This is a genomic window from Bacillus thuringiensis (assembly GCF_001182785.1).
In the GTDB taxonomy this organism is placed as follows: Bacteria; Bacillota; Bacilli; order Bacillales; family Bacillaceae_G; genus Bacillus_A; species Bacillus_A thuringiensis_S.
The window spans coordinates 4,298,628-4,319,678 of sequence record NZ_CP012099.1 but is presented as its reverse complement, the minus strand read 5'-3'; the positions used below and the strand labels follow the sequence as shown (position 1 = coordinate 4,319,678).

Here is a 21,051-nt window from a genome sequence, read left to right as displayed (position 1 = left end):
TATTCGTTTCATTTTATTAAGTTAAAAAATGCAAATTTGAATAATCATGCCAGTCCTCCTTATATCAGCTTCGAAATTAGTGTATAATAACTTTTGAACAAAGTAAACTAAAAAGACTAAACTAGTTTACTTTGTATGTTTTTCGTTGACAAACTGTAATGCTGAAACTATGATAGTTCCATGAATATCGAACAATATACGTGTTTCGTTTCGAATTCAATTTATCGCACGATAAATTAGCACCATTTATACATTTAATGAAGTTGTTTAGTGGTGATACAACATTTAAATAACTTCATTTTTTTATCAATAGTTTGACAGTTTTAAAATTGTAATCAGGAGAGTGTTACACATGGGGAAAGATATAAGTAACCATTCGAAATGGTTTGTTTTTACATTATGTTTTATTGTTTTGTTAGGACCGATGAACGCTGTGTTATTTAATGTAGCGCTAGAGGATATTGCTAATGATTTATCAATTAGTCAATCGAAAGTAAGTTGGGTTGTAGTAGGGTATTCTTTAGTCGTCGGTATTGGTTCGATGATATATGGAAAACTGGCTGATCGTTACAGTGTAAAAAGGCTATTAATTATTTCTATTATCATATTTGTAGCTGGTTCTATTGTTGGGTTTGTGAATCAATCTTATGAGATTATCATTTTCGCAAGGCTAGTGCAGGCGAGCGGAGGAGCAGCGTTTATTGCGCTTAGTATGATTGCGGTGGCTAAATTAGTTGCTCCAGCTAAAAAACCGGGTGCGTTAGCAATGATTAGTTCTTCTATTGCATTAGCGGTTGGTATTGGACCTTTAGTTGGTGGGGCAATTACAAATACGTTAGGGTGGCCGTATTTATTTTTATTTATGGTTATTTCAATGGTTGGTATTTTCTTGCTCGTAAAATTTATGCCAGAAGAGGTGCAACATACCGATGAAGTGTTCCACTTTGATTTCATTGGAGCATTTTTATTATTTGTATTGATTACGACCGTTTTATTAGGAGTGAATATTAATAGTTGGCTTTTTGTGTTATCTGTTGCTTTCCTATTTTTATTCAAGGCTCATATGAAGAGAGCAGAGTCGCCGTTTATTGATATTGAGTTGTTTACAAATAAACCATTACTGCGTTTAATAGCGGTCGGATTTATCATTAATGTGGCGTTATGTGCTAGTTTATTATTATTACCATTACTGTTAGGAAGAGGGCACGGATTGTCTCCGTTCGTTATTGGAATTGTATTGTTTGTTGCATCTCTCTTTGGTATTGTATCTAGTTTTATTACCGGAAAGATTATTCCTGCGTTTGGGAATGTGAGGATGATGTATGTAGCGTCTGTAGTTATGATCATTGGCTTTTTAATTTTAGGGATTATTCCAGACGGGAACTCACTCTTTATTTTATTTGCGGTTATTTTAACATTTATGAGTTATTCGGCAATTCAAGTATCATTAAACACATTTATTCCGAAAACATTAAATCCAGCTAAAGTTGGAGTTGGCCTTGGTTTATATAATTTAATTAACTTTTTCGGTATGGCATTCGGACCAGCTGTAGCGAGCAAAATTATGGAATCTACAAATAGTTATCGATTGAATTTTATTTTGATCGTCATTTTAATTTCTGTTCATTTCGTCTTATTAATGGGAATGTCTTCTTTTCAAAAAAAGATGGAGCAATGAATATGCACTTTATATAGAAGAAACCGACTTTCTTATAGAAGGTCGGTTATTTTTCTATCTTGCAAATTATGAAAAAAAGGAGCAAAATAAAAAAGGTCCTAGTCTATACATGGGCAAATGAAAATTTTCATACAGAAGCATTTGAAGTGAGCGAACTTAAAGTGTGTAAAATATAATGATAAACATAAAAGATGATGAATGAGAAAACGGGTGATGAAGTTGAATAGAGCAATCGGTGTTATCGATTCAGGAGTTGGCGGTTTAACAGTAGCGAAGGAATTAATTCGTCAGTTGCCGAAAGAACGTATCATATATTTAGGAGATACAGCACGTTGTCCTTATGGTCCGCGTTCTCGAGAAGAAGTGCGTCAATTTACGTGGGAAATGACGGAGCATTTACTAGATTTAAATATCAAAATGTTAGTTATTGCGTGTAATACAGCAACTGCGGTTGTATTAGAAGAGATGCAAAAACAATTACCAATTCCAGTAGTGGGAGTTATTCACCCAGGATCACGTACAGCTTTAAAAGTGACAAACACGTATCATGTTGGGATTATTGGAACGATTGGAACTGTGAAAAGTGGTGCATACGAAGAGGCGTTAAAGTCTATTAATAACCGTGTTATGGTAGAAAGTTTAGCTTGTCCACCTTTCGTTGAACTTGTAGAGAGTGGGAATTTCGAAAGTGAAATGGCGTATGAAGTTGTAAGAGAAACGCTGCAACCACTGAAAAGTACCGATATTGATACACTTATATTAGGGTGTACACACTATCCAATTTTAGGACCTGTCATTAAAAAAGTAATGGGAGATAAAGTACAACTAATTAGTTCTGGTGATGAAACAGCACGTGAAGTAAGTACAATCTTATATCATAGTAAAATGTTGAATGAAGGAGAAGAACAAAGCGATCATCTCTTCTTAACAACAGGAAAAATAGGCTTGTTTAAAGAAATTGCATCAAAATGGTTCGGTCAACCGATTGAAAATGTGAAGCATATTCATTTAGAAAAAGAATAATAGTAGAATTCATATAAGTGAGCTCCTGAGAAATCAGGAGTTTTTTGTTTTATCTTGCTATTTGCTGGGCAGTTAGAACCTCCACTGATTAAAGTTTCACTTTATAAGAGGCACAGCTTGTTCTAAAATGTGAAACGGCTCGTATACATAATAGTACAAACTTAGATTTTAGGGGGGAATGGCATGCCTAAATCCACTTTTAAATGGGTTGTTGGTGCTACTGTGAGCGCTGTTTTACTAACAGGGTGTGGCTTTATAAATCAGGAGAAAGCAACTGAACAAATTGATCCGCCAAAACAAGTTACGTATACAGAGGGTGGGAAGAAAGAAGTAGCTAAAAAAGATAAGCAAGGACAAATGGTAAATAGAGAACTATACCTTGTTGATAAAAATGGTTATGTTGTACCACAAACGTTAGCTATACCTACTCCGAAAGCAAATGAGACTGTGAAGCAAACGTTAGAATACCTTGTGAAAGATGGACCGGTAACGAATTTATTACCGAATGGGTTTCGTGCAGTCATTCCGGCGAATACAACGATGACTTTAGATTTGAAAAAGGACGGGACGGCAGTTATTGATTTCTCTAAAGAAATGAAAAACTATGCGAAAGAAGAAGAGCGTCAAATCATTGAATCTATAGCGTGGACGTTGACGCAATTTACAGAGATAAAACAAGTGCAGTTCCAAATAAATGGTGAGAAATTGGCGAAGATGCCGGTTGCTGGTACACCGCTTGGTGAAGGAGTGAGCCGTGCAAATGGTATTAACTTCGATGATGAACAAGTAGCAGATGTAACGAATACAAAACCAGTCACACTATATTTCATGGCGCAAAATAATAATAAACAGCAATACTACGTACCAGTCACACGCCGAGTTGCGGAAGGAAAAGAAAATGATTATGCAGCAATTATAGATGAACTTGTAAAAGGTCCGATTCATCAATCGCTCCTGAATGATTTTAATCCAGGCGTTAAGCTTATTACGAATCCGAAATTACAAGACGGAAATCTTACATTAAACTTTAATGAAAATATATTTGTAAACCCAGATAAAAATATGATTTCAAATTACGTATTGAAGTCGTTAGTTTTATCTTTAACAGAAAAGAAAGGTGTGAAAAATGTTTCTATTGAAGTGAATGGAAAAGCAAATCTTATAGATGAAAAGGGCGGAAAGTTAATAAAACCTGTAGATCGTCCAGAAAACGTGAATACAGGTAGTTTTTAATCTTGAATAATTTGATATACTTAAGTAAGAAAGGAGAATTGCTTTTTGGGTTCTCCTTCTTTTATTGTATACATATCATACATTTAAATTTGGCTATACTAACGAGTAGTAATTAAGAGGAGGTTATTTTTATGCGAGTAGATGGTAGAGAGAAAACAGAATTACGCCATATACATATTCATACGAATTATTTAAAACATCCAGAGGGATCTGTATTAATTGAAGTTGGGGATACAAAGGTGATTTGCTCAGCAACAATTGAAGAGCGTGTACCACCGTTTATGCGTGGAGAAGGAAAAGGATGGGTAACAGCTGAATACGCGATGATTCCGCGTGCAACAGAACAACGTACAATTAGGGAGTCAAGCAAAGGGAAAGTAACAGGACGTACAATGGAAATTCAACGTCTAATTGGACGAGCATTACGTGCGGTAGTTGATTTAGAAGCGCTTGGCGAGAGAACAGTTTGGATTGACTGTGATGTTATCCAAGCAGATGGTGGAACGAGAACAGCGTCTATTACAGGTGCATATGTAGCGATGGTATTAGCTTTCGAGAAATTATTACAAGCAGAAAAAGTATCTAAAATTCCAGTAAAAGATTATTTAGCAGCAACGTCAGTAGGAATTGTTGAAGAGCAAGGTGTTGTTTTAGATTTAAACTATGCAGAAGATTCTAAAGCAGACGTTGATATGAACGTAATTATGACTGGAAAAGGCCAATTTGTTGAAGTGCAAGGAACTGGAGAAGAAGCGACGTTTAGTAGAGCGCAGTTAAATGAACTACTTGATGCTGCGGAAAAAGGTATTTTCCAACTGATTGATATGCAAAAAGAAGCTTTAGGTAACATCGTATCTCATATAGAGTAGAGGTGGAAAGTATGAAACAAGTTGTTGTAGCGACAAAAAATATGGGAAAAGTACGTGAGTTTGCTGAGTTATTTGAGCGATTTGATTTAGAAGTGAAATCATTACACGATTTTCCTCATATTGAAGAAGTCGAAGAAACTGGTGAAACATTTGAAGAAAATGCGATCTTAAAAGCGGATAGTTTGAGTAGACAGTTGAATTCTATCGTAATTGCGGATGATTCGGGTCTTATTGTAGATGCTTTAAATGGAAAACCAGGAGTGTATTCAGCGCGTTTTGCTGGTGAACCGAAAAATGATCAAGCAAATATCGATAAAGTGTTACAAGAATTAAATGGTGTGGACTTTGAAAAGCGTAAAGCGCGTTTCTATTGTGCATTAGCAGTTGCTTTCCCTGAAGGTGATAAAAAGCCTGTCATTGTAAATGGGACATGTGAAGGATTTATTTTAGAACAACGCCGAGGAGAAAATGGTTTTGGATACGATCCGATCTTTTATGTGGAAGAATACAAAAAAGCAATGGCGGAATTAAGTTCAGATGAGAAAAATGCTATTAGCCACCGTGGCCGCGCTCTTCGTAAGTTAGAAGAAAAAATCCCGGAATGGTTTTTAGGAGAATAAGGGAGAGAGAATGATGAAAGCTTTAATCGTAAGCGATAGTCATAGCTCTGTGAAGGAATTACAGCAGTTGAAAGAGAAATATGAAGGGGAAGTAGACATCATGATTCATTGCGGTGATTCAGAGCTAACGCCTGCTCATGAAGAACTGCAAGGTTTCCATGTTGTAAAAGGAAACTGTGATTATACTAACTTTCAAGATGAAATTGTAACTGATGTAGATGGAATTCGCTTCTTAGTTGCGCATGGACATCGTCATAATGTGAAAATGACATTACAAACGCTAGCGTACCATGCTGAAGAAGTGGGAGCGCAAGTTGCATGCTTCGGACATTCTCACGTATTAGGTGCGGAATTAATCGACGGCGTTTTATTTATTAATCCAGGCAGTATTTTATTACCACGTCAGCGTGTAGAGAAGACATTTGCTTTATTAGAAATGGATGAAAATCAAATGGAAGTTCGTTTTGAAACACTAGACGGACAGCTAGTTGAACAAGCAGTTTTTAAAAGAGGATAAGAAAAATTATCCTCTTTTAAAAAAGGTGTTGACTTTATGTGTGGTTATACATATAATAAATATTGTCGATAGGGCAACGGCGCTAACGAAGAGAAAATAAAATAACATATGCGGGTGTAGTTTAGTGGTAAAACAAGAGCCTTCCAAGCTCTGGTCGAGAGTTCGATTCTCTTCACCCGCTCCATGTCCCAGTAGCTCAGCCGGATAGAGCATACGCCTTCTAAGCGTACGGTCGGGAGTTCGAATCTCTCCTGGGACGCTAACAAAACCTTGTTATCTTTTGATAACAAGGTTTTTTGTTTGTCTAAAAATTGATGTTTGGGTTATAAGTGTAGTTCATTCTTAATATCTGCGACCTTTCTTTCGATATTAAGCAGTTGCATATGTACTTCTTTTTCTTAAATAAAAAGAGCGCTGTTTATCCCGCATTAGCGGGCAGCCCGATTGGTGAGGGCTGATTAAAGTTTCACTTTATGCGCCCTGTTCCTCATATTTAATTTAAAGAATCAATAGGCTTATGGTGGAACTCAAATCAACATCCAGATTCTCCTAATTGTTCACTTACAATGTTATAAAAGTTTTTACCATTCTAGTACGATTGAACAGCAGTTATCGGAACTTATCTCCGACGGTGTGTTACAATTAACCGAAGTGGAAAGCGAGGATCTCCAATTGACTGGACGTGTGATTGATTGGACAGTTTAAGAAGGTTGTATAAAAAGGGAGATGGCGCAAAGATGGCGAGATCAAACGAGAATAATTTAACGGAGAAATTGGCAGAAGGTCAACGGAAATATGGTGACGGCAACTTTACAGTACAGAACATCGGTGATGAAACTAACCCGAATTGGACTGTTGTAAAAAATGTGAGGAAGGGATCAGCAGGCATTCGCGAAGGAGAAGATATATTAAGACTGCGATCAAAATATATAAAATAGTACGGAAATGGGCGGAGCGGGAGTTCGAATCTCTCCTGGGACGGTAAGAAAACCTTGTTATCTTGTTGATAACAAGGTTTTTTGTTTAGTTATTAATAAACTTCTCAAATACAAAACCATAATCTTTCACATTATATTGTTTCTTCGTATCAACAAGCCAGTTAAAGGCGATCTCATTCATCTCTTTAAATTGTTCTGCTAAGTTTACTTGTGCATTTGAAATACGGCTAAAAGCATTAGATGCCATATCTAAACTTTTATGTGCATATTGTAATGTAATGTCGTTGTCGTATGAAATTTCTTCGATTTTAAGTAAAGCTTTATATAAATCTTTTAATTCTTCAATATGTTTTTTATGAACATCAATTGAGTAATGCTCATCGCCCATTTGAAACTTAATTTCTACATCTAAATCAATCGTTCCTGCAGTTTCAAGTGCTACGTTTTTAATTTGATATTTACTATAGCTATAGCGGCGCAGTGTACGTTTTTTGCTTGTTGCGCTTGTACCGTCTAAGTGAATTAACCCTTTGTTTGTAAAGCAATATTCATCTGATTTCGATTTAATTAGAAAATAAATTTTCTCCCCATCTTCATGCATCACATAATCATCAGCATCGACCTTATCATAGTCTTTAGGTGTAATGACAGAACCTACATCGCTTAGTCCTAATACATCTGCCGCCATTTTTTTAAACATATATAATCCCCCTTGTAAATTAAATTCTTAATTGTACAAAAATATATTAACATGATTTTCATCCTTTGTTTTCTTGTAATACGAAAATATCTGAAGGTAAGTTAAGAAAAGTAATGAATAATTATTTTGATCCTAAATTATTTAGTAAATCTATTAGTTTAAGAATCGATTCGCCGAAAAATAACTAAGAGAAAAAAGTTAATTTTACAAGTGATTATAGAGGAATTCCGTGAAAGCACCTCAAGCGATATGAGGTGTTTTTAAATCTCTTTTTGAAATCTTACAATTCTGTAAGGTAACTGTAAGGTAGTTCGATGGTAAGAAACTGCTAATCTTTTATAATGAAGATAACAACGATAAAACGAGGAGGAAGAAATGATGAAAGGATTAGTTGTAACGGGCTTAACGGTTGCTTTTGGATTTGTAGCGTATGAGAAATTAACGTATGTAGTTGATGTTGTGAAACATTTGATCGCTTAGAGAAAACAGCTATGAGAGGGAAAGGGAATGAGTGAATGAATGGAATGGTTATTTGGAATTATAGGTACTTGTAGTGTAGTGTTATTGTTCTTTGTCCCAAGTGGTATACTTAGTTCGACAACAAGTTTGTTCTTCTTAAGTTTGTTTGCTTGTACGATGCTTATTATTATGTTTTTAATGAAGCGAAGTAAACCAATCTTCTATTTTAGCATGATTGTTATGGCAATTATTGTTCTCCAAATTATTACCCTTGTAATATACCCCACAATTATAAAAACTTTCCATTAATGATGAATCCTCTGCGCTTGTTGCTGGGGATTTTTATTTGTACAATTTTAATTTTTAGTAGAAATTTATTCGTATTGGAATGTAAAAATTAAATATTTTCATATTTCAAACAAATAGTTTAGGGATGTTGTGTTCTCATTACGCATTTGATATATTTACTTTGAACATAATTAAAATCAAGAAAAAGAGGCGGACGTATGGATAAAAAAGAAAATACGGTCGTATTGTTTCCGCAACTATCAGAGCGCTATATTGATGAAGGTTTTTTAGCGCTGAAAGAGCGGGAATTCGAAGATGCATTGCGTTGCTTTGAAATATTACGTCAGTATAATGCGGAAACGGAACAAACGGAATTAGCTTCAGTTATTTGTTTACTCGAATTAAAACGTATGGAAGAAGCGAAAGACAAATGTGAACAGTTGCTTAAAACAGGAGTTGTCTTATTTGGTGATATTCTTGAAACGTACGTAACTATTTTAGTTCAAACAAATGATTATGAAGGTGTTATTGAAACTGTTGAAAAGGTTTTACAAACGAAAGATATAATGCCTGATCAAAAGGAAAAATTAGCGCAGCTTGCTTTATTTGCAGAAGGTATGCTAAATGAGGGAGACGCATCGCTAGTGGATTCAAATTTTGAATTGGAAGAGTTTACTAATGAAATTTTTGGAGAAAACTTTGGACAGAAGCTAAGAGCGATTCAGCGACTTTCGTTAAAAGACTTAGATCTTGCATTACCTGTTTTAAAGAAATTTTTAATAGACGAAGAGCAGCACCCCTATTTGAAAACTTCTATTTTGTATAAAATGATAGAAAGTCAGGTAGAAGAAGAAATAGAGGTAGAAAAGTTTGGAAATACGATTAAGGTGATTCCAGCATTTACAGGTCATAATGAGGAGCAATCCAATAACATTATACATAAATTATCAAGCCGATTAGAGCAAAATTATCCCGATATATTTGAAGCAATGGTTACATATTGGAAAGAGTTGCAAATTAGCATTTTCCCATTCGCTCTATTAATGGATAAAGAAGAGATTTGGTCAGCTGTTTTAGAGAGAATTGGAAGAAAGCGTTTCGGATTGGCTATAGATGAAGAAGAGCTTATGGCAGCATATAATATCGAATTGGAAGAGTTTCATATTGCCTATCAATGGTTATTACGTGTTGAAAGAGAAGGATATTTGCCCGTATAATTATGAAAAAGAATCGTTCAGTTCTTGAAACGAGCATATTCTATGTTATAATGTAAGGGTTGCAAAAGGCAGAAATCTGCCTGTTTGTAAGAGAAGAGAAGTGTAATTCTCTTACTTAATATGTTTCATATTATTCTCGAACAAAATATACCGTAGTTGTCTTCTGGGCAATTAGTAGATTGGAACATTATATCTGAAAGCTTTTGCTAGAGGATTATTTGTGTATTTGTTATTTCAAAAAAGAGATAATGAAGATCTTAATCTATAGAGGTATGTGCATACATTATTATAGTTGGAGGGAAAGAATAAATGTCTACAAAATGGGAAAAATTAGAAGGTAACGTTGGCGTTTTAACAATCGAAGTTGATGCTAAAGAAGTAAACAACTCTATCGACGCTGCGTTCAAAAAAGTAGTAAAAACAATTAACGTACCAGGTTTCCGTAAAGGAAAAATGCCTCGTCCATTATTCGAACAACGCTTTGGTATTGAATCTTTATACCAAGATGCTTTAGATATCATTTTACCAAAAGCATACGGTGAAGCGATTGAAGAAGCTGGTATCTTCCCAGTTGATCATCCTGAAATCGACATCGAGAAGTTCGAAAAAAATACTAACCTTATCTTCACTGCAAAAGTTACAGTGAAACCTGAAGTTAAATTAGGTGAGTACAAAGGTTTAGCAGTAGAAAAAGTTGAAACAACTGTAACTGACGAAGATGTAGAGAATGAATTAAAATCTTTACAAGAGCGTCAAGCTGAACTAGTTGTTAAAGAAGAAGGAACTGTTGGAAACGGTGATACAGCTGTAATCGACTTCGAAGGTTTCGTTGATGGCGAAGCATTTGAAGGCGGAAAAGGCGAAAACTACTCTCTAGCAATCGGTTCTGGTACATTCATCCCAGGTTTCGAAGAGCAAGTAATCGGTCTTAAATCTGGTGAGTCTAAAGACGTTGAAGTATCATTCCCAGAAGAGTACCATGCTGCTGAATTAGCTGGCAAACCAGCAACATTCAAAGTAACAATTCACGAAATCAAAACAAAAGAACTTCCTGAGTTAAACGACGAGTTCGCTAAAGAAGCTGACGAAGAAGTTGCAACTCTTGATGAATTAAAAGCAAAACTTCGCACAAACTTAGAAGAAGGCAAAAAGCACGAAGCTGAGCACAAAGTACGTGACGAAGTAGTAGAATTAGCTGCTGCTAACGCTGAAATCGAAATTCCAGAAGCTATGATCAACACTGAGTTAGATCGTATGGTTCGTGAATTCGAGCAACGTTTAAGCCAACAAGGTATGAACCTTGAGCTTTACTACCAATTCACAGGTACTGACGCTGACAAATTAAAAGAGCAAATGAAAGAAGATGCACAAAAACGTGTAAGAATCAATCTTGTTCTTGAAGCTATCATTGAAGCTGAAAACATCGAAGTTACTGAAGAAGAAGTAACTGCAGAAGTTGAAAAAATGGCTGAAATGTACGGTATGCCAGTAGACGCTATCAAGCAAGCTCTTGGAAGCGTAGACGCTTTAGCTGAAGATCTTAAAGTACGTAAAGCTGTAGACTTCTTAGTAGAAAACGCTGCATAATAAAATAACAAGGCACGATTTTAATCGTGCCTTGTTTTATAAATATAGAAATATATTTATAAAACTTTTCGATGGAGAAGGAAAAGTTCCTTTACAAGTCGAATATACATATTTCAAAAGTTTTAAATTTTTTTATTTGTACATAACTAGTCATATTATTTGTATTTCTCGCCACGTAGTGACATAATATGTATTTACATACGATACATTTATCGTGTACATACGAAGGCAAGAGGTTAGCACTTTGTAAGGGGTGTGAAAATATGTTTAAATTTAATGATGAAAAAGGGCAATTAAAATGTTCTTTCTGTGGTAAAACACAAACGCAAGTTCGAAAGTTAGTGGCAGGTCCAGGTGTTTACATTTGTGACGAGTGTATCGAACTTTGTACTGAAATTGTACAAGAGGAGCTTGCGAAGGACGAAGAAGTAGAATTCAAAGATGTACCGAAACCGGTAGAAATTCGTGAAATCTTAGATGAGTATGTCATCGGGCAAGATAGCGCGAAAAAAGCACTAGCGGTAGCGGTATATAACCATTACAAACGCATTAATTCTAACAGCAAAATTGATGATGTAGAATTAGCGAAGAGTAATATCGCACTTATCGGGCCAACAGGTAGTGGTAAAACATTACTGGCACAAACGTTAGCGCGTATTTTAAATGTTCCATTTGCAATCGCGGACGCAACATCTTTAACAGAAGCTGGATATGTTGGGGAAGATGTAGAAAATATCTTACTAAAATTAATTCAAGCAGCTGATTATGATGTAGAGAAAGCGGAAAAAGGAATCATTTATATTGATGAGATTGATAAAGTGGCACGTAAGTCCGAAAATCCATCAATTACACGTGATGTATCTGGTGAAGGTGTGCAGCAGGCACTTCTGAAAATTTTAGAAGGTACTGTAGCAAGCGTTCCACCTCAAGGTGGTCGTAAGCATCCGCACCAAGAGTTTATTCAAATTGATACAACGAACATCTTATTCATTTGTGGTGGAGCGTTTGATGGCATTGAGCCGATTATTAAACGTCGTCTTGGTGAAAAAGTAATTGGATTTGGTTCTGAGAAGAAAAATGCTGATGTAAATGAGAAGCATGTTTTATCTCACGTATTACCAGAGGATCTTTTAAGATTTGGTTTAATTCCAGAGTTTATCGGTCGTCTTCCAGTTATTGCGAACCTAGAGCCACTTGATGAAGATGCTCTTGTTGATATTTTAACGAAACCGAAAAATGCACTTGTTAAGCAATTCCAAAAACTATTGGAGCTTGACGATGTTGAGTTAGAGTTTGAAGAAGGTGCACTAATCGAAATTGCGAAAAAAGCAATTGAACGTAAAACGGGTGCTCGTGGACTTCGTTCTATTATTGAAGGCTTAATGCTTGATGTAATGTTCGAACTTCCATCTCGTAAAGATATCGAGAAGTGTATTCTTACAAAAGAAACAGTAGCTGATAATGAGCCGCCAAAATTGGTGTTACAAGACGGTACTGTACTTGATACAAAAACATCTGCATAATGCGAAAGGGAAACAGCAATTTTTATAATTGCTGTTTTTCTTTATGTTTAGCTATGTTCCTCCGCGGAAATACTAAGAGATAAAATATTGCGGGAGGAAATAAATAATGAGCTGGACAAATATATTTTTAGTTGTTCAACTTGTTTTTGGTGTAATTGTCGGATTGTATTTCTGGCATTTACTTCGAAATCAACGAACACAAAAAGTTTCAATTGATCGAGAATCGAAAAAAGAATTAGAACAGCTTCGTAAAATGCGTGAGATTTCTTTAACAGAGCCGCTAGCAGAAAAGGTGCGTCCTACATCCTTTTTAGATATTGTAGGGCAAGAGGACGGGATTAAGTCGTTAAAAGCGGCTCTTTGTGGTCCGAATCCGCAACATGTAATCATATATGGCCCGCCAGGTGTTGGGAAAACAGCGGCAGCACGTCTTGTATTAGAAGAAGCGAAACGAAATCCTAAATCTCCATTTCGTACGAATGCAACATTTATTGAACTTGATGCGACGACAGCTCGGTTTGATGAACGTGGTATCGCAGACCCTTTAATTGGTTCGGTGCATGATCCGATTTATCAAGGTGCTGGGGCGATGGGGCAAGCAGGTATTCCGCAACCGAAAAAAGGTGCTGTAACAGATGCGCATGGTGGTATTTTGTTTATTGATGAGATTGGCGAACTCCATCCGATTCAAATGAACAAAATGTTAAAGGTGTTAGAAGATCGAAAAGTATTTTTAGAAAGTGCGTACTATAGTGAAGAAAATACGATGATCCCAACATATATACATGATATTTTTCAAAAAGGCTTACCGGCAGATTTTCGCTTAGTTGGAGCAACGACACGTTCGCCAGAGGAAATTCCTCCTGCTATTCGGTCACGTTGCTTAGAAGTATTTTTCCGTGAATTAGATACGGAAGAAATTCAAAAAGTAGCGAAAAATGCCGCGGAAAAAGTAGAAATGCAAATAGGTGAAAATGGTATTGAAATGATTGGGATGTATGCAAGAAATGGACGAGAAGCGATTAATCTTGTGCAAATCTCTGCTGGTATGGCGATAAATGAAGAACGTTCTTTCATTAAAGATGAAGATATAGAGTGGGTTGTTCACTCAAGTCAGCTTACACCGAAATACGAAAAGCACATTTATCCGATTCCAAGGATTGGTCTTGTAAATGGTCTTGCTGTATACGGACCAAATACAGGTGCGTTATTAGAAATTGAAGTAACAGCAATTCCGGCGAAAGATAAAGGATCGGTAAATGTTACCGGAATTGTAGAAGAAGAAAGTATTGGTAGTCAAACGAAATCGATTCGCCGTAAAAGTATGGCAAAAGGCTCTGTTGATAATGTATTAACAGTACTTCGTTCTTTAGATGTGTTGCCAGAAGGATACGATATACATATTAATTTTCCAGGTGGTATCCCAATTGATGGACCTTCTGCAGGAATCGCTATGGCAACAGGTGTATATTCTGCGGTGCATCGCACATATGTAAATAATGAAGTAGCGATGACAGGTGAAATAAGTATACACGGAGAAGTAAAGCCTATTGGTGGCGTGTACGCAAAAATAAAAGCTGCGAAAAAAGCGGGAGCTAAGAAAGTCATTATTCCTGCTGAAAATATGCAACCATTTTTGTATACGATAAAGGGAATTGAAATTATTCCTGTCCGTAAGTTAAAAGAAGTATTTGAGTTAACGTTTATGCAAGAAAATATGCATAGAGAGCTAGATGTACATACTAACGTAGACGAAACAGATGCACAATCTATGTAAAAATAAACAATAATAAAATTTGCCAGACTTCGTTTAAGTTTGTATGCTTAATCGGAGTCTTTTTTCTTTTCGTGAGATAGAAAAACAAGCTATTTACAATTGCGAGGAATCTCAGCAATTGCATCTAGGTGTATTGTAATATAAAATAGTTGAACAGGAGTTTAATTTATTATGGAGGTGCTATGTCTAGTATGAATACGAACGAAAGAATCGTGCCCCTCCTACCATTAAGAGGCGTTCTCGTATATCCAACGATGGTTTTGCATCTTGATGTAGGACGTGATAAATCGATACAAGCACTAGAGCAGGCGGCAATGGATGAAAATATCATCTTTTTAGCAATGCAAAAAGAAATGAATATCGATGATCCGAAAGAAGATGACATATATAGTGTAGGTACAGTGGCGAAAGTAAAGCAAATGCTAAAATTGCCGAACGGTACGCTTCGTGTCCTTGTGGAAGGTTTACATAGAGCAGAAGTAATAGAGTTTATCGAAGAAGAAAATGTAGTACAAGTGTCTATTAAAACGGTAACTGAAGAAGTAGAAGATGATTTAGAAGAGAAAGCTCTTATGCGTACGTTACTGGAGCATTTCGAACAATATATTAAAGTTTCGAAAAAAGTTTCAAATGAAACATTTGCAACGGTAGCTGATGTAGAGGAACCAGGGAGATTAGCTGATTTAATTGCTTCTCACTTGCCGATTAAAACGAAGCAGAAACAAGAGATTCTAGAGATTGTATCTGTAAAAGAACGATTACATACACTTATTTCAATTATTCAAGATGAACAAGAGTTACTTAGCCTAGAAAAGAAAATTGGGCAACAAGTGAAACGTTCAATGGAGCGCACGCAAAAAGAATATTTCTTACGTGAGCAAATGAAGGCGATTCAAACTGAACTTGGCGACAAAGAAGGTAAGGGCGGAGAAGTAGAAGAACTTCGTGAAAAAATTGAACAGTCAGGAATGCCTGAAGAAACAATGAAGGCTGCGCTGAAAGAATTAGATCGTTATGAAAAGTTACCAGCAAGTTCTGCGGAGAGTGGTGTTATTCGCAATTATATTGATTGGTTATTAGCGCTTCCGTGGACAGAGGCAACAGAAGATATAATTGATCTTGCTCATTCGGAAGAGATTTTAAATAACGATCATTACGGTCTTGAAAAAGTGAAAGAGCGTGTACTTGAATATTTAGCTGTACAGAAGTTAACGAATTCATTAAAAGGACCTATCCTTTGTTTAGTAGGCCCTCCTGGGGTCGGAAAAACTTCGTTAGCACGTTCAATTGCAACCTCATTGAATCGTAACTTTGTCCGTGTATCTCTTGGTGGTGTGCGTGATGAATCTGAAGTTCGTGGTCACCGCCGTACATATGTTGGAGCAATGCCAGGACGCATTATTCAAGGTATGAAAAAGGCGAAAACAGTTAATCCAGTCTTCTTATTAGATGAGATTGATAAAATGTCTAACGATTTCCGTGGAGATCCATCAGCAGCATTACTTGAAGTATTAGATCCAGAACAAAACCATAACTTCAGTGATCATTACATTGAAGAACCATATGATCTATCGAAAGTTATGTTTGTAGCAACTGCTAATACACTTTCAAGTATTCCAGGTCCATTACTTGACCGTATGGAAATCATTTCGATTGCTGGCTATACAGAACTTGAAAAAGTACACATTGCTCGCGAGCATTTACTGCCGAAACAATTAAAAGAGCATGGCTTACGAAAAGGTAATTTACAAGTGCGCGATGAAGCACTTCTTGAAATTATTCGTTATTATACACGTGAGGCTGGTGTTCGTACGCTAGAACGCCAAATTGCAAAAGTTTGCCGTAAAGTAGCGAAAATTATCGTTACAGCAGAACGTAAACGTATCGTTGTGACAGAGAAAAAGATTGTTGATTTACTTGGTAAACACATATTCCGTTATGGGCAAGCTGAAAAAACAGACCAAGTTGGTATGGCAACAGGTCTAGCTTACACAGCAGCAGGCGGCGATACACTTGCAATTGAAGTTTCTGTAGCGCCAGGAAAAGGGAAACTAATTTTAACAGGGAAACTTGGGGATGTTATGAAAGAATCAGCACAAGCTGCGTTTAGTTATATACGTTCTCGTGCAGAAGAGCTTCAGATTGATCCGAATTTCCATGAGAAAAATGATATTCATATTCATGTTCCAGAAGGAGCAGTTCCGAAAGATGGACCGTCAGCAGGTATTACGATGGCAACGGCACTTATTTCTGCACTAACAGGTATTCCTGTAAGTAAAGAAGTAGGTATGACAGGTGAAATTACACTTCGTGGTCGTGTATTACCAATTGGTGGCTTAAAAGAAAAAACATTAAGTGCTCACCGCGCAGGCTTAACAAAAATTATTTTGCCAGCAGAAAACGAGAAAGATTTAGATGATATTCCAGAGAGCGTAAAAGAAAACCTTACGTTTGTGCTTGCATCTCATTTAGATGAAGTATTGGAGCACGCATTAGTAGGAGTGAAACAATGAAAGTAACAAAAGCAGATATTGTAATTAGTGCTGTTAAACCAGAACAATATCCAGACAGTGATTTACCAGAAATTGCATTAGCAGGTCGTTCAAATGTCGGGAAGTCTTCCTTTATTAATAAAATTTTAAATCGTAAAAAGTTAGTGCGTATTTCTTCTAAACCAGGAAAAACGCAAACGCTGAACTTTTTCTTAATCAATGAGATGATGCATTTTGTTGACGTTCCAGGTTATGGATATGCGAAAGTGTCTAAGTCGGAGCGCGCGGCATGGGGGAAAATGATTGAAACGTACTTTACAACGCGTAAGCAATTAGACGCAGCTGTATTAGTAGTTGATTTACGTCACCAACCAACAAGTGATGACGTGATGATGTATGATTTCTTAAAGCATTATGAAATCCCAACAATTATTATTGCGACGAAAGCTGATAAAATCCCGAAAGGGAAATGGCAAAAGCATTTAAAAGTTGTAAAAGAAACGCTTGCTGTTGAAATTGGCGATGAAATCGTTCTATTCTCTTCTGAAACAGGACTTGGAAAAGAAGAAGCGTGGAAGGCAATTCATAAAATGACAAAAACAAAAAACGCGTGACGAATGTCGCGCGTTTTTTTCTTTATATAAGCTGTTAACGTACGTTTAATGTAACTTCAATATTACCTCGTGTTGCTTTAGAGTAAGGACATACACCGTGAGCCGCTTCTACAAGTTCTTGTGCTTCGCTATGTGAAACGCCAGCGACATGTACATCAAGCACGGCAGATAGGCCAAAACCACCATCTGTATCTTTTCCGATAGAAACGTGAGCAGTTACTTCTGTACTTTCTACTTTCACACGTTTTGTACGAATGACAAGTTGTAATGCACTATCGAAACAAGCTGCATAACCAGCTGCAAATAGTTGTTCTGGATTTGTTGCTTCTCCGCCTGCACCACCTAGTGCTTTCGGCATTTTCACATCAAGATTTAATATGCCATCATCTGAAACTACTTTCCCATTTCTTCCACCTGTTGCTGTTACTGAAGCAGTATATAATTTATCCATATTTATTCCCCTTTTCCATCATTAATTGTTTTCATTGTTTCAATTAGTTTATTTAGTTGAATTAATAAAGAGCGATATTCTTGTTCTGTAATTCCTAAGTTTGTAGCCATTGTTGTCGGTAATGAACAAGCCTTTTCCTTTAAATTTTTGCCTTGTTCTGTTAATTCAATACAAACTTTTCGCTCGTCTTCTTTGGAACGAACACGTTTTACAAGTGTTAATGATTCCATTCGTTTTAACATAGGTGTTAACGTACCGGAATCTAAAAATAGACGTTCTCCAATTTCTTTTACTGTTAGTCTATCTTGCTCCCATAGTACGAGTAAAGTAATGTACTGGGGATACGTAATACCCATTTCTTCTAAATAAGGTCGATAAAAACGAGTAACCTCTCTAGAACAGGCGTAAATAGAAAAACAAAGTTGGTTATCTAGATGCAAAGAGTCCTCTGTCATACATAACTCCCTTCTGATTAAGTTGTGCACAATTTAATTTTGTAAAATCAATATAACGAAAAAGAAATAAAATGTCAAATACATTGTATTGAGAAAGTGTTTGCTACATTTTGGAACAATCATACATATTTTCCTTCATGATGAAAGAAGATAGGAAAGATGATGTTATAATTTATATGGAATAGTTTCCATCACTTGATTATGAGGACTTTTTTTGGTAACGTACAAATAGAGTTGTTAATTTATAATCATTATAAAGTAGGATTTTTTTTATTAGTTTGCTGAATCTCCTTTATTACATACGGAGAATAATTAAAAAATAATCGGTTGTTCACACGATTGTCAGATTCATAAGAGGAAAGTTGTATTATGATAGTAGATAAAGTGATAAAACGGGTGAAGGGGGACATGCTGCGTGCATATTCTTGTTGTTAGTGTAAATTATCGAACAGCCCCTGTAGAATTTCGTGAGAAACTCACATTTCAGGCAGCAGAGCTAGAGCGAGCGATGACTACATTACAAAATCAAAAGAGCGTGTTAGAGAATGTCATTGTATCAACTTGTAATCGCACTGAGATTTATGCTGTTGTCGATCAATTACACACGGGACGGTATTATATTAAGAAATTTTTAGCTGATTGGTTTCAGCTTGAAATAGAAGAAGTCGCACCATATTTAACTATTTTTGAACAAGATGGTGCAATAGACCATTTATTCCGCGTAACGTGCGGTTTAGATTCTATGGTAGTTGGAGAAACACAGATTTTAGGCCAAATAAAAGATAGCTTTTTAGAAGCACAACAAGTTAAAGCAACAGGCACAATTTTTAATGAATTGTTTAAGCAAGTCATTACATTAGCAAAACGTGCCCACTCAGAAACAACAATTGGTGAAAGTGCGATGTCTGTTAGTTATGCTGCTGTTGAGCTTGGAAAGAAAATATTTGGCGAGTTAACGGATTGTCACGTGCTTATTCTTGGTGCTGGTAAAATGGGCGAACTTGCATTGCAAAACTTATATGGAAGTGGTGCTCGTAAAGTAACAGTTATGAATAGGACGCTTTCGAAAGCAGAAGTAATGGCTGAGAAATATATGGGACATGCAAAATCGTTAAGCGAACTACAATGTGCATTATTAGAAGCAGATATTTTAATTAGTTCAACTGGTGCATCAGAGTATGTCATTACGAAAGAGATGATGACAAAGGTAGAGAAAATGCGCTCTGGTCGTCCTTTATTTATGGTTGATATTGCAGTACCACGTGATATTGATCCAGCGATTGATGAGTTAGAAGGTTCTTTCTTATATGACATTGATGATCTGCAAGGAGTAGTGGAAGCAAATCGTGCTGAGCGTTTGAAAGAAGCGGAGAAAATTCAATTTATGATTGAAGAGGAAATTGTTCTATTTAAAACGTGGTTAAGTACACTTGGTGTTGTTCCGTTAATAGCAGCTCTTCGTGATAAGGCACTTGTAATCCAAAGCGAAACGATGGAAAGTCTTGAACGAAAAATACCAAACCTTAGTGATCGTGAGAAAAAAGTCATTAGTAAGCATACGAAAAGTATTATTAATCAATTATTAAAAGACCCAATTTTAGTAGCGAAAGAAATAGCTGCTGAAGAGGGAGCGAGCGAAAAATTAGCGTTATTTGCGAAGATTTTCGATTTAGAAACGGAAGAAGTAGAGAGTCGTGCGGAAGAAGTAGAACATAAAAGAGTGTGGACACCATCCGTTCCATCTTTATAATTTGGAAGGATGATCGGATGAGTTTTTTAAATAACAGTATTATTTATCATATTGCAATTATTTTATATGCTTGTAGCATTAGTTTATATTTTATAGATTATTTCCAAAGTAACCGAAAGGCGAACCGATTTGCTTTTTGGTTACTTTCGATTGTGTGGGTATTGCAGTCTATTTTTATGTTGCTTAGGGCGACAGATTCAGAAACGAATCCCATTTTAACTTTATTATCAGGGATTTATTTTTATGTTTGGTTATTGATTACGATGTCGTTAGTCATAAATCGATTTATGCGCGTTGACTTTTTAGTCTTCTTTACAAATGTTGTTGCATTTGGCGTAAGCGCTTTTTCTATTTTTACACCGCTCGGAAAGATGTCGCCAGTACTTGCAGAGCAATTAGTTTCAGAACTTGTATACGTGCATGTTGGAATGGCGATTATTTCTTATGCAACGTTTACGGTATCGTTTATTTTTTCTATTATGTATTTACTGCAATATCGCCTATTAAAAAAGAAAAAGTGGAATGCGAGATTAAGAAGGTTAGGGAATTTACCGAAGCTTGAATCTACGTCTTACGGATTAAATTTATTTTCTGTTCCATTTTTCTTACTAGCAATTTTATTAGGGTGCATATGGGGATATACAAAATTGGATAATTTTCATTGGTATGATACGAAAGTAATTGGTTCGTTTGTCGTTCTATTTGTATATTGTGCGGGCTTGTATTTAAGAGCGGCTGATGTGTTGCAAGGGAAGAAAATAGTACTGTGGAATGTAGGGGCCTTTCTCGTAATGTTAGTTAACATTTTTCTATTAAGTAGTTTATCTAATTTCCACTTTTGGTATTTATAATGAGGAGAG

19 protein-coding genes and 2 tRNA genes are annotated in these 21,051 nt (G+C 36.1%); 18 read left to right on the top strand and 3 right to left on the bottom strand.

Features of this window, described 5'->3' with window-relative positions; translation table 11 throughout:
* The first annotated feature begins 352 nt into the window (after positions 1-352).
* The 9 genes from AC241_RS22255 to AC241_RS22215 all read left to right on the top strand — a co-directional run bounded on the left by AC241_RS22255 (position 353) and on the right by AC241_RS22215 (position 6,878).
* Complete coding sequence (locus AC241_RS22255; protein WP_029443376.1) at positions 353-1,678, top strand: MFS transporter; 1,326 nt, start codon at positions 353-355, stop codon at positions 1,676-1,678.
* Between the two features lie 213 nt (positions 1,679-1,891).
* Positions 1,892-2,701 (top strand): glutamate racemase, encoded by an 810-nt coding sequence (racE, locus tag AC241_RS22250; RefSeq protein WP_000774005.1) that lies wholly within the window; start codon positions 1,892-1,894, stop codon positions 2,699-2,701.
* 183 nt (positions 2,702-2,884) lie between these two features.
* The gene (gerM, locus tag AC241_RS22245; protein WP_001126744.1) at positions 2,885-3,934 is read left to right on the top strand and encodes a spore germination protein GerM; all 1,050 of its coding nucleotides are present in this window, start codon (positions 2,885-2,887) and stop codon (positions 3,932-3,934) included.
* 131 nt (positions 3,935-4,065) lie between these two features.
* The gene (gene rph / locus AC241_RS22240) at positions 4,066-4,803 is read left to right on the top strand and encodes a ribonuclease PH (RefSeq protein WP_016080158.1); all 738 of its coding nucleotides are present in this window, start codon (positions 4,066-4,068) and stop codon (positions 4,801-4,803) included.
* An 11-nt stretch (positions 4,804-4,814) separates the two neighbouring features.
* The gene (locus AC241_RS22235) at positions 4,815-5,423 is read left to right on the top strand and encodes an XTP/dITP diphosphatase (RefSeq protein ID WP_000815949.1); all 609 of its coding nucleotides are present in this window, start codon (positions 4,815-4,817) and stop codon (positions 5,421-5,423) included.
* A 13-nt stretch (positions 5,424-5,436) separates the two neighbouring features.
* A complete protein-coding gene (locus AC241_RS22230) occupies positions 5,437-5,940 on the top strand; it encodes a metallophosphoesterase (RefSeq protein WP_029443375.1) in 504 nt (167 codons plus the stop codon).
* A gap of 110 nt (positions 5,941-6,050) precedes the next feature.
* A tRNA-Gly gene (locus tag AC241_RS22225) sits at positions 6,051-6,124 on the top strand.
* Position 6,125: 1 nt separating this feature from the next.
* Positions 6,126-6,199, top strand: a tRNA-Arg gene (locus AC241_RS22220).
* A gap of 478 nt (positions 6,200-6,677) precedes the next feature.
* Positions 6,678-6,878 carry a hypothetical protein gene (locus AC241_RS22215; protein ID WP_016080160.1) on the top strand — a complete coding sequence of 67 codons (201 nt, stop codon included), beginning with the start codon at positions 6,678-6,680 and terminating at the stop codon, positions 6,876-6,878.
* A gap of 85 nt (positions 6,879-6,963) precedes the next feature.
* On the opposite strand, the gene AC241_RS22210 is transcribed toward AC241_RS22215, so the two are convergent.
* Positions 6,964-7,578, bottom strand: a complete 615-nt coding sequence (locus tag AC241_RS22210; protein WP_029443374.1) for a PH domain-containing protein — start codon at positions 7,576-7,578, stop codon at positions 6,964-6,966.
* 519 nt (positions 7,579-8,097) lie between these two features.
* Between AC241_RS22210 and AC241_RS22200 the strand changes: the two genes are divergently transcribed.
* The 7 genes from AC241_RS22200 to ysxC all read left to right on the top strand — a co-directional run bounded on the left by AC241_RS22200 (position 8,098) and on the right by ysxC (position 17,535).
* Entirely contained in the window at positions 8,098-8,346 is a 249-nt protein-coding gene (locus AC241_RS22200) for a hypothetical protein (RefSeq protein ID WP_050844554.1), read from the top strand.
* A 197-nt stretch (positions 8,347-8,543) separates the two neighbouring features.
* Positions 8,544-9,542: a hypothetical protein gene (locus AC241_RS22195; RefSeq protein ID WP_016080162.1), complete on the top strand. Its 999-nt coding sequence runs from the start codon at positions 8,544-8,546 to the stop codon at positions 9,540-9,542.
* Between the two features lie 309 nt (positions 9,543-9,851).
* Positions 9,852-11,129 (top strand): trigger factor, encoded by a 1,278-nt coding sequence (gene tig, locus AC241_RS22190; protein WP_016080163.1) that lies wholly within the window; start codon positions 9,852-9,854, stop codon positions 11,127-11,129.
* A gap of 263 nt (positions 11,130-11,392) precedes the next feature.
* The gene (clpX, locus tag AC241_RS22185; protein ID WP_000472289.1) at positions 11,393-12,652 is read left to right on the top strand and encodes an ATP-dependent protease ATP-binding subunit ClpX; all 1,260 of its coding nucleotides are present in this window, start codon (positions 11,393-11,395) and stop codon (positions 12,650-12,652) included.
* Between the two features lie 106 nt (positions 12,653-12,758).
* Positions 12,759-14,429, top strand: coding sequence for an ATP-dependent protease LonB (gene lonB, locus AC241_RS22180; RefSeq protein WP_016080164.1), 1,671 nt, complete (start codon positions 12,759-12,761; stop codon positions 14,427-14,429).
* A gap of 182 nt (positions 14,430-14,611) precedes the next feature.
* Entirely contained in the window at positions 14,612-16,942 is a 2,331-nt protein-coding gene (gene lon / locus AC241_RS22175; RefSeq protein WP_016080165.1) for an endopeptidase La, read from the top strand.
* Positions 16,939-17,535: a ribosome biogenesis GTP-binding protein YsxC gene (gene ysxC / locus AC241_RS22170; RefSeq protein WP_000869118.1), complete on the top strand. Its 597-nt coding sequence runs from the start codon at positions 16,939-16,941 to the stop codon at positions 17,533-17,535. The genes lon and ysxC overlap by 4 nt, the downstream gene beginning before the upstream one ends.
* A gap of 34 nt (positions 17,536-17,569) precedes the next feature.
* Here the strand turns inward: ysxC and AC241_RS22165 are convergent, their stop codons facing one another.
* Together AC241_RS22165 and AC241_RS22160 are read right to left on the bottom strand one after the other, a co-directional pair.
* Positions 17,570-17,986 (bottom strand): organic hydroperoxide resistance protein, encoded by a 417-nt coding sequence (locus tag AC241_RS22165; RefSeq protein WP_000359781.1) that lies wholly within the window; start codon positions 17,984-17,986, stop codon positions 17,570-17,572.
* 2 nt (positions 17,987-17,988) lie between these two features.
* The gene (locus tag AC241_RS22160; RefSeq protein WP_050844553.1) at positions 17,989-18,441 is read right to left on the bottom strand and encodes a MarR family winged helix-turn-helix transcriptional regulator; all 453 of its coding nucleotides are present in this window, start codon (positions 18,439-18,441) and stop codon (positions 17,989-17,991) included.
* A 415-nt stretch (positions 18,442-18,856) separates the two neighbouring features.
* On the opposite strand from AC241_RS22160, the gene hemA reads away from it, so the two are divergent.
* Complete coding sequence (gene hemA, locus AC241_RS22155; RefSeq protein WP_016080167.1) at positions 18,857-20,191, top strand: glutamyl-tRNA reductase; 1,335 nt, start codon at positions 18,857-18,859, stop codon at positions 20,189-20,191.
* A 17-nt stretch (positions 20,192-20,208) separates the two neighbouring features.
* Positions 20,209-21,042, top strand: coding sequence for a cytochrome c biogenesis protein (locus AC241_RS22150; RefSeq protein ID WP_000009002.1), 834 nt, complete (start codon positions 20,209-20,211; stop codon positions 21,040-21,042).
* The last annotated feature ends 9 nt before the right edge of the window (positions 21,043-21,051 follow it).